The organism is Rhizobium rosettiformans W3 (assembly GCF_004912135.1).
Classification (GTDB): domain Bacteria; phylum Pseudomonadota; class Alphaproteobacteria; order Rhizobiales; family Rhizobiaceae; genus Allorhizobium; species Allorhizobium rosettiformans.
The window spans coordinates 138666-152376 of sequence record NZ_STGU01000002.1 but is presented as its reverse complement, the minus strand read 5'-3'; the positions used below and the strand labels follow the sequence as shown (position 1 = coordinate 152376).

Annotated in this window: 12 protein-coding genes; 5 read left to right on the top strand and 7 right to left on the bottom strand. The window is 63.5% G+C overall.

Going from position 1 to position 13711, the window contains the following annotated elements:
• Positions 1 to 151: 151 nt before the first annotated feature.
• Both FAA86_RS03945 and FAA86_RS03940 read left to right on the top strand, forming a co-directional pair.
• Positions 152 to 457 (top strand): hypothetical protein, encoded by a 306-nt coding sequence (locus tag FAA86_RS03945; protein WP_113460560.1) that lies wholly within the window; start codon positions 152 to 154, stop codon positions 455 to 457.
• Between the two features lie 74 nt (positions 458 to 531).
• Positions 532 to 906, top strand: coding sequence for a VOC family protein (locus tag FAA86_RS03940; RefSeq protein WP_136538475.1), 375 nt, complete (start codon positions 532 to 534; stop codon positions 904 to 906).
• 73 nt (positions 907 to 979) lie between these two features.
• On the opposite strand, the gene FAA86_RS03935 is transcribed toward FAA86_RS03940, so the two are convergent.
• The 4 genes from FAA86_RS03935 to FAA86_RS03920 form a co-directional block, all read right to left on the bottom strand.
• Entirely contained in the window at positions 980 to 1981 is a 1002-nt protein-coding gene (locus tag FAA86_RS03935) for an NAD(P)H-quinone oxidoreductase (protein WP_167494883.1), read from the bottom strand.
• Positions 1982 to 2093: 112 nt separating this feature from the next.
• Complete coding sequence (locus tag FAA86_RS03930) at positions 2094 to 2579, bottom strand: GNAT family N-acetyltransferase (RefSeq protein WP_136538474.1); 486 nt, start codon at positions 2577 to 2579, stop codon at positions 2094 to 2096.
• A complete protein-coding gene (locus FAA86_RS03925) occupies positions 2579 to 2968 on the bottom strand; it encodes a lipoprotein (RefSeq protein WP_136538473.1) in 390 nt (129 codons plus the stop codon). The genes FAA86_RS03930 and FAA86_RS03925 overlap by 1 nt, the downstream gene beginning before the upstream one ends.
• A gap of 111 nt (positions 2969 to 3079) precedes the next feature.
• Positions 3080 to 4879: a bifunctional diguanylate cyclase/phosphodiesterase gene (locus FAA86_RS03920; RefSeq protein WP_246034990.1), complete on the bottom strand. Its 1800-nt coding sequence runs from the start codon at positions 4877 to 4879 to the stop codon at positions 3080 to 3082.
• Between the two features lie 342 nt (positions 4880 to 5221).
• On the opposite strand from FAA86_RS03920, the gene betI reads away from it, so the two are divergent.
• The 3 genes from betI to betA all read left to right on the top strand — a co-directional run bounded on the left by betI (position 5222) and on the right by betA (position 9304).
• A complete protein-coding gene (gene betI, locus FAA86_RS03915; RefSeq protein ID WP_136538471.1) occupies positions 5222 to 5854 on the top strand; it encodes a transcriptional regulator BetI in 633 nt (210 codons plus the stop codon).
• Positions 5855 to 5960: 106 nt separating this feature from the next.
• Positions 5961 to 7424 carry a betaine-aldehyde dehydrogenase gene (betB, locus tag FAA86_RS03910; RefSeq protein ID WP_136538470.1) on the top strand — a complete coding sequence of 488 codons (1464 nt, stop codon included), beginning with the start codon at positions 5961 to 5963 and terminating at the stop codon, positions 7422 to 7424.
• 227 nt (positions 7425 to 7651) lie between these two features.
• Entirely contained in the window at positions 7652 to 9304 is a 1653-nt protein-coding gene (gene betA, locus FAA86_RS03905; protein ID WP_136538469.1) for a choline dehydrogenase, read from the top strand.
• A 46-nt stretch (positions 9305 to 9350) separates the two neighbouring features.
• Here betA and FAA86_RS03900 read toward each other — a convergent pair whose 3' ends face one another.
• The 3 genes from FAA86_RS03900 to FAA86_RS03890 all read right to left on the bottom strand — a co-directional run bounded on the left by FAA86_RS03900 (position 9351) and on the right by FAA86_RS03890 (position 13417).
• Positions 9351 to 10757 carry an AcvB/VirJ family lysyl-phosphatidylglycerol hydrolase gene (locus FAA86_RS03900; RefSeq protein ID WP_136538468.1) on the bottom strand — a complete coding sequence of 469 codons (1407 nt, stop codon included), beginning with the start codon at positions 10755 to 10757 and terminating at the stop codon, positions 9351 to 9353.
• The gene (locus FAA86_RS03895) at positions 10754 to 12076 is read right to left on the bottom strand and encodes a phosphatidylglycerol lysyltransferase domain-containing protein (protein ID WP_210309808.1); all 1323 of its coding nucleotides are present in this window, start codon (positions 12074 to 12076) and stop codon (positions 10754 to 10756) included. The genes FAA86_RS03900 and FAA86_RS03895 overlap by 4 nt, the downstream gene beginning before the upstream one ends.
• 204 nt (positions 12077 to 12280) lie before the next feature.
• Entirely contained in the window at positions 12281 to 13417 is a 1137-nt protein-coding gene (locus FAA86_RS03890) for an alpha/beta hydrolase (RefSeq protein WP_183954583.1), read from the bottom strand.
• Positions 13418 to 13711 lie beyond the last annotated feature (294 nt).

The window sequence follows — 13711 nt, the reverse complement described above, 5'->3', positions numbered from 1 at the left end:
ACGCAAGCTGCCATCATTGACTCAGAAGTAAAGTCCCGCTCCCGCCAACTGGGAAAACACTGCCCGCGTCATCTGACGCACTTCCGGCAATTCTTATTGACCGCCCCTCCTCCCACAGCGACACTCCGCTTCAAAACGGGAGGACATCACCATGAACGAATCCATCCGCTGGCGGAACATGCGCACGGCGCCGCGCGACGGTAGCCGCATTCTCGTGACCATTCGCGCCTCCGAACAAGGGCCGGGTGCGGTCGATCTCGTCTACTGGTCGAAGGGCGACCGGTTCGGGGCCGACGGCTGGAGATCTTCTGACTCGACGCCGGGACTGATCGTTCAGTATGCCGAGCCGGAGCTCAAATGCTGGATGCCGCTGCCCGGGGTCAACATGGACGCGATGGTGCGGCCACCTGCCTGGGAGGGCGAAGACGAGGCCGAGCTCGACGGCTCGGGGATCTGAGCATGAACCGGCAGACCACACCGTACGGGCGGCACGGCCGACCGGTATTTTGAAGCATTTTATCTGGAGACGTGATGTTCACGCATATCATGATCGGCAGCAACGACCTTGCACGGTCGAAGCAGTTTTATGACGCCACCTTTCAGGCCCTGGGCGGGACGCCCGGTGAGACGGATGCGCGCGGCAGGCTCATTTACAAGCACAAGGGCGGGCGACTGATGATCACCGCACCGATCGACGGCATGCCGGCAACGGCTGCCAATGGCGGCACGATCGGCCTGCTTGCCGACAATCCGGATCAGGTTCAGGCCTGGCACGATGACGGCGTGGCGCATGGCGGCACCTCGATCGAGACGCCGCCCTGCGCGCGGCCCGATGGCTCGTTCGTCGCCTATCTGCGGGACCCCGACGGCAACAAGCTCACGGCGCGATCGCTGCCGGGGCGGTAAGAGCCGAGGCCATCTTGAGGGAGCGGAGGTCCGCTCCCAAGAGACCGCACGAGCGCCCTCGCCTCGCTAGCCGTTATACCAACTTCAGCACGATCTTGCCGATATGCGCCGAGCTTTCCATCAGCCGATGGGCCTCGACCACGTCCTCGAACGGCATGACCTGATGGATGACCGGCGCAACTTCGCCGCGTTCCAGGCGGGGCCAGACTTCGGTGGCGAGGTCATCGCGGATGGCGCGCTTTTCTTCAGCCGTGCGCGGACGCATGGTGGAGCCGGTGACGGTGAGGCGCTTCACCATGATCGGCGCAAGGCTCGCCTTTTCGACGGTGGAGCCGCCGAGAAAGGCGATGATCGAGAGACAGCCGTCTTTCGCGAGAGCCTGCAGATTGCGATCGAAATAGGCCGCACCGATCATGTCGAGCACGACATCCACACCCTTGCCGTCGGTCTCTTCCTTGACGATCTCGACGAAATCCTCTGCCTTGTAGTTGATCGCCCTGGTGGCTCCGAGATCCATGCAGGCGGCGCATTTCTCCGCCGAGCCGGCGGTCGTGAAGACCGTGGCGCCGAAGGCTTTCGCCAGCTGGATCGCCGTCGTGCCGATGCCGGACGAGCCACCATGGATGAGCACGGTCTCGCCTTCGGTCAGACCCGCCATCTGGAAGAGATTGGCCCAGACGGTGAAGAAGGTTTCCGGCAATGCCGCGGCCTTCACCGCATCATAGCCCTTGGGGAACGGCAGGGCCTGGCTGGCCGGCACGGCGCAATATTCGGCATAACCGCCGCCATTGGCCAGCGCGCAGACCCGATCGCCGATCTGAAAATCCGTGACGCCAGTGCCGAGGCCGACGATTTCGCCAGCGATCTCTAGCCCAAGGATCGGGCTTGCATCCTTCGGCGGCGGATAGGCGCCCTGACGCTGGGCAACATCCGGCCGGTTCACGCCTGCCGCCTCGACCTTCACCAGGATCTCGCCCGGCCGGGGAACCGGAAGCGGCCCCTCGACAAAGCGCATGACCTCAGGGCCGCCATGTCCGGACAGATCGACATGGCGCATGGTGGCAGGCAGTGACATGGGAAGCTCCTTGGATCGAATGCTTGAGGTCAGGCATAGAGCCTCTGAAATGCGATGAAAAGGAGGCCCTTTGTCCGACGTGGCAAATGGTATCGGGAGGGAGCAGCCTCCCTCAAAGTTCGATTTCCATGAAGGTGGCAATCTCCGTCTGCTGGTAGCGGTCGAAGGGGCCTCGGTCGCGGAAGCCGACGCTTTCATAGAGCCGGCGCGCTTCGACATTGCGGATGCCGACTTCGAGCAGTACGGACCGGAGGCCCCGACCTCTGGCCGTCTGCAGGATTGTCAACAGAAGGCTGCGGCCGATGCCCCGGCCGGCATGGTCAGGGTCGACGATCATGCGCTTGAGTTCGGCCGTGCTGTCGGAAAGGTCGAGAAGTGCGGCGCAGCCAAGCGCCTGACCGGAAGCGTCGCGGGCCAGGAAGACGTTGATGTCTTCTCTCGCGAGACCGGTGGCGTTCAACGGCTGGCGCAAGGCGCCCGGGTAGAGGCTGGCGGCCACTGCGTCGGACAGATCGAGCAGGCGCTGGACATCCGGCTGGTCAGCCGGCTCCGGGCGCACCGATAGACCTTCGACGCTCCCAGGCTGCTTGCCGATCATCAGCTAGAGCCGCGGACGGCCTTGAGTTCTGGATAGGGATAGTAACGCAGGCGCTTGTCGCGGCAGCGATAGTCATTGGCCGTCGAGCCCAGGATCTTGTTGTCACGCACCGAAATGCCGACAACATCAGGCTGGCGCTGTCTTTGCGCACTCCAGGCGCGCACGCAGAAGGCATAGGTCCTGGTCTGAGGGTCGAGGAGCACGACGCTGGAGATCTCGGGCCGAACAAAATCGCCGATCTTGCCGCCATTGTTCAAGACAATCTGCACAACCTGATTGCGGACGGACGCGGATGGCGGAACCTGCGAGTCGGCCACGGACTGCGGCACGTCTGTCTGGCAGCTGGCGAGCAGGAGCAGGCCGCCGAGGAAAGCAATCGGTTTTTTCATTGGAGAATCCCGTCTGGAGTGCATCGCAATCTTGCGCATCTTTGACGGGCAATCAAGCGAGACCGAAGGGATCTCGCATCTATTTCCGGAGTTGCCAGCCCGGCCTATTGATCAGAGATCGATCAGCCCGAAGGACAGCCCGCCTTCGTTCTCCTTGGCCTGCTTCTTCAGGTCGGCGATCTCGCCGCTGATGCGGTTGACGTCGTCGATGACGAGGCCGGCTGGGAGTTCGAGCACGCCGATCGAGCAGCGCATCAGCGGGAATTCGCGCTCGCGGCCCTGGCGGTCGAGGCCCTTGATATGGCCGGTCTGGCGGTCGGCTTCAGAGTAAAGGTCGATGACGTCGTCGTGGAAATCGGACAGCAGGCGGTCGAGGATCTCGGTCAGTTCCTCGCGGGTCCAGTCGGTGACACCGATGAAGAAATCGTCGCCGCCGACATGGCCGAGGAAATCGCCTTCGGAGAAGAAGTAGCGGCGGAGCAGTGCGGCGAAGAGCGAAATGGCGTGGTCGCCCTGGTGGAAGCCGTAATGGTCGTTGAACGGCTTGAAGTGGTCGAAGTCGCAGTAGCAGAAGAAGCGCGGGCCATCGCCATCGAGGGCTGCCGTGCGCATGAAATCGCGGATGGCGCGGTTGCCGGGCAGACCCGTCAGCGGGTTCTGGTCCTGGGCGGTCTTCAGCTGCTTTTCGCTCATGATGCGGATCAGCGAGCCGGCCGAGACGACACCGGCGTAACGCATGTTTTCCGTCAGGATGACGCAGTCGGAGCCTTCCATATTGGCGAAGATGGTCATCAGCCGCTCGGCCTCGGCATCGAGCCCGACGATCGGGGCGCGGTCGACGAAATGCGAGATCGAGCGCTCATAGAGCTTGTTCTTCAAGAGATCGCGGCCGAAGGGCTGGTAGATGTATTCCTTCAGATGCCGCTCGTTGATGATGCCGCGCGGTTCGCCATTCGCATTGAGCACCGGGAAGAAGGACTGGCCGGGATTGCGGCGGAAGAGATCGAAGACGTGGTCGATGTTCTCGTGTTCGTAGACGGTGGGCAGCGTCTCGATCTGCTTGCGGATCAGGATCTCGTCGAGGGATTGGCTGGTGCGGCGCGCCTTGCCGACATCCTGGAGATGCGGGAAAGCGCTCTTCAGCTCCGAAACGAGCGTGCTGGGGCGGGCGATGTACCAGCCCTGGACGAGATCGACGCCGAATTCGCGGCAGGCGAGGAATTCGCTTTCGGTTTCGATGCCCTCGGCAATGACGCGCACGCCCAGCACATGGCAGAAGTTGACGATGTTCTTGACGAGGTGGCGCTTGCGCGGATTGCTGTCGAGGCCGGCGATGAAATGGCGGTCGATCTTCACATAGTCGACAGGATAGTCGCAGAGCAGCTTCATCTCGCCATGACCGACACCGAAGTCATCGATCGCGAGCTTGAAGCCGGAGCGGCGCAGGCGCTCGACGAGGGCTGCAAATTCCGGGACGCGGGTGTTGTCGAAGCGCTCCGAGAGCTCGAAGCAGACGGAGGACGGCGGCACATGGGCCTTGCGCAGTTGGTCGAGCAGGGTGTCGACCAGCGCATTGCCTTCGGGGATCAAGCGGACATCGAGATTAAGAAAGAGCGTGGCGCCGGCACAATCGGGCAGCGTGGCGAATTTGGCGAGCGCCCGGGTGGCGACCATCTGTTCGAGGGGTAGGAGCTGGCCGGTCTCGGCGGCCTGATCGAGGAGATCGAGGGGGCTCTGGAAACCGATGCGATCATGGCCGCGCATCAGGCTTTCGTGGCCGAAGACGACCCCGGTGCCGACCTCGACAATGGGCTGGAAGGCATTTTCGACGACGAGTTTCGCCAGCGTCACCAGCTGATCGCTGGCAAAGCGCCGCAGCGCGCCCAAATCTTCCGCCACCCCCGCACCCATACGCGATACTCCAGTATGCATTTGTTTTTATGGGCAGAAATGTGGCGAGCAATCGTCAACAAAGGCTTTCCGTAGTGTGACAGCTGGATGAAAGTTTCATGTCGCAACCATCTCGGATTTGGCATCACACGCGCTTCGTGGATCCGGCGAAAGTGCCTGCGCAGCAAGGGTTTCAAGGGGCCCTGCGTCGCAAAGCTGCGGGCGATTTCATGCCAGCGCCGGCAGCGCACGGCATCCGGTTTACGGTTAAACGACGGGCGTCAGAAGGGCGGGATTTCCTGCAATTTTTTATTGATTGATCAGTCAATCAAAATTATCATGGGTCAAGATTGGAGAGGATGCATGCCGAAGGTTGGAATGGAGCCAGTGCGCCGGAAGGCGCTTGTCGATGCCGCGTTGAAGACGATCGGCCATCATGGCTCGCTGACCGTGACCATGTCTGAGATCGCCCGCGAGGCGGGTGTTTCGGCGGCGCTGGCGCATCATTACTTCGGCTCGAAGGACCGGCTGCTGATCGAGACGATCCGTTCGCTGCTGCGGCAATTGCGCGCCGATGCGGGAGCAGCCCTTTCGGCCGCGGCGACGCCCCGCGAACGGATTTCAGCTGTCATCCGCATCTCCTTTCAGGCCGACCAGTTCGACAGCCAGGTCGTTGCCGCATGGCTCGCCTTCTATTCCGAGGCGCAGCGGTCGGAAGAGGTGCGCCGGCTCTTGGCGCTCTATGCCCGGCGGCTGCATTCCAACCTGATGTCGGGGCTGAGGCCGCTCTGTGGCCCGGCCGAAGCGAGCCGGATCGCCGATGGCGCCGCCGCCATGATCGACGGGCTCTACATCCGTCAATCGCTGAAGGCCGCCCCCCTGTCGATTGATGCCTCTGTCGCATTGGTCGAGGATTATGTGACGGGGCAGCTCGCCTCCCACCCTACCCTCGAGGGGGAGGGTCGGACCAAAGGTCCGGGGTGGGGTGAAGCGTGATGACCGTAGCGACGCCAGAAGCCAAGATCACCCCCACCCGCCGCTCCGCGGCGACCTCCCCCCTCAAGGGGGAGGTGGAGAGAAACCACCCGTCTGGAGACAGGACATGAAAGCTCAACCACAGGCCTCCCACTTCATTGATGGCGAGTATGTCGAGGATACCGACGGCACCGTTATCGAAAGCATCTATCCCGCCACCGGCGAGGTGATCGCCAGGCTGCATGCGGCAACGCCTCAGATCATCGAAAAGGCGATCGCGTCTGCCAAGCGAGCGCAGAAGGAATGGGCGTCCTGGAGCCCCGCCGCACGGGGCCGCGTGCTCAAGAAGGCCGCCGAGATCATGCGCGAGCGCAATCGCGAGCTTTCCGAGCTCGAGACGCTCGACACCGGCAAGCCGATCCAGGAGACGATCGTCGCCGACCCGTCGTCGGGCGCCGACAGTTTCGAATTCTTCGGCGGCATTATCGCAACTGCCATGAACGGCAGCCAGATCCCGCTGGGCGGCGACTGGGCCTATACCAAACGCGTGCCGCTCGGCGTGGTCGTCGGCATCGGCGCCTGGAACTATCCGCAGCAGATCGCCTGCTGGAAGGGCGCACCCGCACTCGCCGCCGGCAATGCCATGGTGTTCAAGCCCTCGGAAGTGACGCCGCTCGGCGCCTTGAAGATCGCCGAGATCCTGATCGAGGCCGGCGCACCGAAGGGTGTCTACAATGTCATCCAGGGGGATCGCGAGACCGGGCCACTGCTCGTCAGCCATCCCGATGTCGCCAAGGTGTCGCTGACCGGCTCCGTGCCGACGGGGCGCAAGGTGGCGGGGGCGGCTGCCAGCCAACTTAAGCATGTCACCATGGAACTCGGCGGCAAGTCGCCGCTCGTCGTCTTCGACGATGCCGATGTCGACAGCGCGATCTCGGGCGCCATGCTGGGCAATTTCTATTCGACCGGCCAGGTCTGCTCGAACGGCACGCGCGTCTTCGTGCACAAGGCGATCAAGGAGACCTTCCTCACCCGCCTGAAGGCGCGCACGGAAGCCATCGTCATCGGTGATCCGCAGGACGAGGCAACCCAGATGGGGCCGATGGTGTCGCTCGCGCAGCGCGAAAAGGTGCTCTCCTATATCGACAAGGGCAAGGCCGAGGGCGCAACGCTCGTGACCGGCGGCGGCATTCCCAACAGCGTCACGGGTGAAGGCTTCTACATCCAGCCGACTGTCTTTGCCGATGTCACCGACGACATGACCATCGCGCGCGAAGAGATCTTCGGGCCCGTGATGTGCGTGCTCGATTTCGAGGACGAGGCGGAGGTGATCGAACGGGCGAATGCCACCGAATTCGGTCTCTCGGCTGGTGTCTTCACAGCCGACTTTTCCCGCGCGCACCGCGTGGTCGATCAGCTGGAAGCCGGCACGCTCTGGATCAACACCTATAATCTCTGCCCGGTCGAAATCCCCTTCGGCGGCTCGAAACAGTCGGGCTTCGGCCGCGAGAACTCGGCAGCGGCGCTGGAACATTATTCCGAGCTGAAGACGGTTTATGTCGGCATGGGCAAGTGCGAGGCGCCGTATTGAGCTTTTACCTCCCCCTTGAGGGGGGAGGTCGCGCGGCACGCGCGGGTGGGGGTGACCTTCTTGAGGTTGTCCATTCCTAGGATCACCCCACCCCGGCACTGCGTGCCGACCCTCCCCCTCAAGGGGAGGGTGTTGAGACGCCGCCGGCGCCGGCTCAGCTCTCCTGTTAAGGGGTCGATAACGAGAGCTGGAATGGGCAGTAGAAACAGTTTGTTTTGGGGATAGGCATGCAGAACGCAGACTTCATCATCATTGGCTCCGGCTCGGCCGGTTCGGCGCTGGCTTATCGACTGTCGGAAGACGGCAAGCACAGCGTCATGGTGCTGGAATATGGCGGATCGGATGTCGGGCCGTTCATCCAGATGCCGGCGGCCTTGGCCTGGCCGATGAGCATGAAGCGCTACAACTGGGGTTATCTCTCCGAGCCCGAGCCGAACCTCAACAATCGGCGGATCACAGCACCTCGTGGCAAGGTGATCGGTGGGTCGTCCTCGATCAACGGCATGGTCTATGTGCGCGGCTCGGCCGATGATTTCGACCGCTGGGAAGAGAGTGGCGCCAAGGGCTGGGGCTATGCAGACGTGCTTCCCTACTTCAAGCGCATGGAAAATTCGCATGGCGGCCAGGAGGGCTGGCGTGGCACTGACGGGCCGCTGCATGTCCAGCGTGGCCCGGCGAAGAATCCTCTGGTGCGCGCCTTTGTCGAAGCGGGCAAGCAGGCTGGGTTCGAAACGACTGAAGACTATAACGGCGAGAAGCAGGAAGGCTTTGGCCTGATGGAGCAGACCATCTGGCGCTCGCGGCGCTGGTCTGCCGCCAATGCCTATCTGAAGCCCGCCATGAAGCGGGGCAATGTGGAGCTTGTACGTTGCTTTGCCCGCAGAATCGTCCTCGAAAACGGCCGGGCCACCGGTGTCGAGATCGAGCGCAACGGCAGAATCGAGGTGGTGAAGGCCAATCGCGAGGTCATCGTTTCCGCCTCGACCTTCAACTCGCCGAAACTCCTGATGCTTTCCGGCATCGGTCCGGCGCAGCATCTGAAGGACATGGGCATCGAGGTGAAGGCAGACCGGCCGGGGGTCGGCGCCAATCTCATGGACCACATGGAATTCTACTTCCAGCAGGTCTCGACGAAACCCGTTTCGCTGTATTCCTGGCTGCCCTGGTTCTGGCAGGGGGTGGCGGGCGCGCAATGGCTGTTCTCCGGCACCGGGCTCGGCGGCTCGAACCAGTTCGAGAGCTGCGCCTTCGTGCGCTCCGCCCCCGGCGTCAAGCAGCCCGACATCCAGTTCCACTTCCTGCCGGTCGCCATCTCCTATGACGGCAAGGCGGCCGCGAAGAGCCACGGCTTCCAGGTGCATGTGGGCTACAATCACTCGAAGTCACGCGGCGCCGTGACGCTGCGCTCGCCCGATCCGATGGCCGATCCGGTCATCCAGTTCAACTATATGAGCCACGAGGAAGACTGGGTGAAGTTCCGCCACTGCGTGCGGCTCACGCGCGAGATCTTCGGCCAGAAAGCCTTCGACCCCTTCCGCGGACCGGAAATCCAGCCCGGCGAGACCGTGCAGACGGATGATCAGATCGATGCCTTCCTGCGCGAACATCTGGAAAGCGCCTACCACCCTTGCGGCACATCGAAGATGGGCGCCAAGGACGATCCGATGGCCGTCGTCGATCCGGAATGCCGGGTGATCGGCGTCGACGGCCTGCGTGTCGTCGATTCCTCCATCTTCCCGCGGCTGACCTATGGCAACCTGAACGGTCCCTCGATCATGACCGGCGAGAAGGCCGCCGATCACATCCTCGGCAACACGCCGCTCCCCCGGTCCAACCAGGAACCCTGGATCAACCCACGCTGGGAAACCAGCGACCGGTGATGGGCTTCATGTCGCGCGGCGCGCGTTGTGCGGGCCTTCCACTAGGTCACCGTCCGACGATCCGCTCGAGTATCCGATCCGCCACCAGTTCGTAATTCTCGTCGAAATGGTGACCGCCTGGGCGGGGGATGAGTTGGAGGCCTTGCTTTGCGCGGGGCTCCAGCGCGGGGCAGCCGCTGTCTTCTTCTTCCTGACCGTAGACGCATTGGACCTTGGAGGCCTCAACCTCGGCCAGGTGGTCGACAGGATCGCCGTGTTTGGCGGGGCCGGTCACGCCGACCCAGCTTCCCAGCACGATCTCGAAATCGGCCTGGTGGGACAGAGCGAGCAGCGAAAGGAGCGTGACCGAAGTGCGGTCCGTCTCGGGCAGGAGGCCATAGACCTTGGGCAGGATGTTGGCGCCGAAGGAATAGCCGATCAGGATGACTTTGGAGACGCCGAGGCGTTTGCGGTAGTGCGCGATTATCGCGCTCAGGTCGGCGGCGGTGGCTTCGGGGCTTTTCTCGCTCCAGAAATAGCGCAGGGCGTCGACGCCGATGACGGGCACGCCCTTCTCGTTCAGTCGGGCCGAGACCCGTTGATCGATCTCGCGCCAGCCGCCATCGCCGGAATAGAAGATCGCGACGGTATCGTGTTCAGGCTCGACGATGTCTTCGACCAGGGGAAGATCCAGCGCCTCATCAGCCGGGGTCAGCCGGGCCACGAGGTCGGACGCTTCGGCGGAGAGGATGCGCGCGGCACCGCCCTCCCCCTCTGCGATCACCACATCCGGATGGCTCGATTTCAGCTCTTGCGCATGGTTTCGTGCCGCTTTGTTGGCGGCCGAGGAGAAGACCACACGCAACGGATTGGGCAGGCTGCCGGGCGACAGGCCGTAGGACGTCCCCTCGGGCGTTTCGCGGCGCGGGGCCGGCGTGCAAAGCGGCTTCGGCAGCGCGATCGCCTCGGTCGGATCGACGGCGACCGTTTCTCCAATCGTCTCCGCGAAACTCCCGTTCGGGGTCTGGGCCGCCATGGCCAGCGCGAGCGCTCCTCCCTCGCCGAAGCCGAGGATGCGCGGCGGACGGTAGAAATCGGCCTTGTGGCTGCGGTGCAATCGTCGCGTCAGGCGTTCGATATCGGCCGGCAGGAAGAGGCAGTCGCGTTCGGTCTCACGCGAGAGGGCGGCGCGCCACGTCGTCAGATCAACGCCGACACCGACTGCGCCGGCGTGAACGACCGTCTCCAGCGCGGCCTGCTCGGCGCCATCCCAGCCATTGGCGTCGGAGATGATGACAACGACGCCCCCCATATTGCCGTCATCCGGGGCGACGATGCGATCCTGCGGCAGGCTGACGATGCCGTCTGCGCTCGATGCGGCTGCGACGCCGGTCACGAGCGGCAGGGCCAAGGCCCCTGCGGCAACGAGCCTGTGCAGGTGGCTGTGGCGCGTCTTGGCGATCACGCCGCTCATTTGCGCATCAGGCCCTTCAGACCGCCGCCGATCAGGAGCGTCACATCGATCAGCGAGAGGACCGGCAGGCCCTGGCCGGGGACCGCGAGATAGCGGGGCTGCCAGTCGGGATCGAACTTCTCCTTGAAGGCGCGCACGCCGCGGAAATTGTAGAAGCGCTCGCCGTGGTCGAAGATCTGGCGGGCGACGTGGTTCCAGGCCGGGGCGCGGCTGTGATCGGATAGCCCGGCCAGCGGCGCCATGCCGAGGTTGAGCGTGCGAAACCCTTCCGCCTTCAGCGTCTCCATGATCTTCACGAAGAGCAGATCCATCATGCCCCGGTGCACACCCGGCACATGGCGCATGAGATCGATGAAGGCATCTCCATCAGAGGAAGCCGTCATCAGGCTGGCGAAGGCGACGATACGGCCCTCGAGGCGAATGACGGCGACGGGGCCGGAGGCCACATAGGCGCGGTCAAAGGTGCCGAGGGAAAAGCCCTTTTCTCCGGATTGGTGCGCAGACAGCCAGGCGTCTGATACCGCCTGCAGTTGGTCCAGCATTGGGGGCACGGCGTCTGCGGACACGAGCTCGAAGCAGAGACCATCGCGTTCGGCGCGGTTGATCGAGCGGCGGAGCTTCACCCAATCGCCGCCGGCCAGCGAGAAGCGGGTAAGATCGACGATGGCCTGTTCGCCGAGTTTCAGCGCCTGCAGGCGCATGTCGACGGCCACCGGCAGGAAATCGGCGGAGACCTGGTAGAAGACCGGGCGGCTGCGGCTGCGGCGTGCTTCCGCGACGAATTTTTCGACCAGCGGCGCCCAGAGATGTCTTGGTCCGACGGGGTCGAAGAGCGCGACCAGCGAGCGGCCCTGGCGCGCATACATGATGAAGCCCTGGCCACAATCGGAGAAAAGGATGCGCTTGTCGCCGAGACGCACGAGGCCGGCGCTGGCGTTTTCCTGCTGCGGCAGGAGCGCGATGGCGCGCGCGAGATCATCGGCCGTCTCGTCTTCCGTTTCCCGTCTGCGGCGGGGGAAGCGGACGAGGCCGCGCGAGGCGATGACGCCGAGCACCATGGACAGACCGAGCGTGCCTTCGGTCGCATCGATGCCGTGGCGGGCAAGCACCAGGCCCCAGCCGAACTTCAGCAGGCTTTCCTCCGCCAGAACAGCACCGAGCAATGCCAGGACGGCGAGCGCCGTAAGCACCAATCCCGTTCGCGGGGCACGCAATACGAGCTTCGGAACGAGGGATAAAGCAACGATCGAAAGAGGCTTGGCGCGACCTACGGCGAGCGCAGGCGCAGCCGCTTCGGCATCGGACAGAGAAGAAGCCATGAACCGGACCACGAACTGAAGGGGATCGAACGCTTATTAGCGTCCATGCATGGACCGAAGCTTGTGACACCAAGGAGTAAACGAGTCGGTAAACCAGCGTATAAATTGCGCAAGACACGCAAATTCCGTCACGGTCAAGCCGAGGAAATGCAAGCCAGCCTTGCAAGGCGAGAAGATGCCGAGATGGAGGATTCGGTCCGAGGTCTAGCGGCGGAGAACCCGCGCGGCGAGAGAGAACGGGCTCGAGACGGTTTGTGCCGCGGCATCCAGGACAAAGGCGCCGGCATCACCGATCGTGGCTGCGGCGGCGGGCTTGCTCAGGGTCGTGGCCAGTTGCTTCACGTCGAAGAAGCGGTTGTGGTTGGTGACATCCGTCGGCTCCAGCGAGGAGATGTCGATGATTGCGACACCATGACGCTTGGCCGCTTCGGCCACTTCCGGATTGCGCGCGTCGAGCGCGCCCACGCGGTTGCCCGCACCAAGGAAACTGGAGACCTGCAGCGCGCGATCATCGGGCGCCACGAGAACGGTGATGGGTGTGCGCATCCGCCCGATGACGTCGAGCTGGGCGGTGAAGACCCCCTCGTCGATGTCGGGCGCGGCCATGATCACCCGCAGCCGGTTCAGCACGTCGCCTTTGCCCTCCAGCCTGAGCTGGCGCAGCGCCTCCATGGTGAGCCAGCCGCCCATGGAGTGGGCGAAGACGTCGACCTGGCCGTTGCGGGCGCGGGTCATGTCACTCAGGAGATTGGCAAGCGCATCACGGGAATAGGTGGCGGATTCCTTGTCGGCGACATAGGCCGGCAGGGCGGCGAGCGAAGGCCAGGAGAAGAGCACGGGCGTGCCGTCGAGATTGCTGTCCGTCTTCAGCTGCGCGAGGCGGAAGAGCGATTCCTGAAAATTGTAGTTGTAGCCATGGACGAAGACGACGGGTGGCGCCTTGTCCTGCGTCCGCACGGCCTGCAGCAGGGCAGCGCGATCCAGCACCGACTGCGAGACCACGGCGAAATCCGTCTTCGGATCGGGTTTGCGGCCAGGCTTTGGCCATTCGATATTGGCGGGCTTGTGGTTCGGCGGGATGGAGATGTCGAAACTGGCGTAGTTCGGCTCGCGCGTCCGGGTCGTGGTGAAGACATTCGTGCCCGGCTCCGCGCGATCACGCGTGGTGACGCTGTAAAGCGTTTCGACCCGGCTCGGCTGATAGTCGTTCAGGGCGACGGTGCCGAGCGTTTCCGGTCCCGGACGCCCGGCGCAGGATGTCAGGCCGACAGCCGACACCAGGCTGAAGGCCACAAGCAGCCGACGCGACGTCTGAGATAGGTCAACGGTCGGAAAGCGCATTCAGGATCATCCTTGCAGATCGACACAAGCTCGCCCCGCATCTTCATGACCGGGCGGAAAGCGCGAGCTATAACCGCTGATGAAAGTGCCGCCAAGGCCCGACGGCATGACAGGCTTGGGATGCGCCGGGGAAGAGCTGATGACAGGCCGCATTCGGTCGAGGCTTGAGGGCGGCGATCCATACAGATTTGGTTATGGGTTCCGGCTACATAATTATTTGCCTGCCTGCATCCCTTCTGTAATCATAACTGACAAGGAAAGGTCTGCCGGGTGGGAGTGAGGAGCCAGGTGACG

What these genes read in the sequence shown, in the direction of transcription:
- FAA86_RS03940 (WP_136538475.1), top strand. Translation starts at nt 532, where the DNA reads ATGTTCACGCATATCATGATCGGCAGCAACGACCTTGCACGGTCGAAG.
- FAA86_RS03895 (WP_210309808.1), bottom strand. Translation starts at nt 12,076, where the DNA reads ATGGCTTCTTCTCTGTCCGATGCCGAAGCGGCTGCGCCTGCGCTCGCC.
- FAA86_RS03930 (WP_136538474.1), bottom strand. Translation starts at nt 2,579, where the DNA reads ATGATCGGCAAGCAGCCTGGGAGCGTCGAAGGTCTATCGGTGCGCCCG.
- FAA86_RS03945 (WP_113460560.1), top strand. Translation starts at nt 152, where the DNA reads ATGAACGAATCCATCCGCTGGCGGAACATGCGCACGGCGCCGCGCGAC.
- FAA86_RS03935 (WP_167494883.1), bottom strand. Translation starts at nt 1,981, where the DNA reads ATGTCACTGCCTGCCACCATGCGCCATGTCGATCTGTCCGGACATGGC.
- FAA86_RS03900 (WP_136538468.1), bottom strand. Translation starts at nt 10,757, where the DNA reads ATGAGCGGCGTGATCGCCAAGACGCGCCACAGCCACCTGCACAGGCTC.
- betI (WP_136538471.1), top strand. Translation starts at nt 5,222, where the DNA reads ATGCCGAAGGTTGGAATGGAGCCAGTGCGCCGGAAGGCGCTTGTCGAT.
- betA (WP_136538469.1), top strand. Translation starts at nt 7,652, where the DNA reads ATGCAGAACGCAGACTTCATCATCATTGGCTCCGGCTCGGCCGGTTCG.
- FAA86_RS03890 (WP_183954583.1), bottom strand. Translation starts at nt 13,417, where the DNA reads ATGCGCTTTCCGACCGTTGACCTATCTCAGACGTCGCGTCGGCTGCTT.
- FAA86_RS03920 (WP_246034990.1), bottom strand. Translation starts at nt 4,879, where the DNA reads ATGGGTGCGGGGGTGGCGGAAGATTTGGGCGCGCTGCGGCGCTTTGCC.
- betB (WP_136538470.1), top strand. Translation starts at nt 5,961, where the DNA reads ATGAAAGCTCAACCACAGGCCTCCCACTTCATTGATGGCGAGTATGTC.
- FAA86_RS03925 (WP_136538473.1), bottom strand. Translation starts at nt 2,968, where the DNA reads ATGAAAAAACCGATTGCTTTCCTCGGCGGCCTGCTCCTGCTCGCCAGC.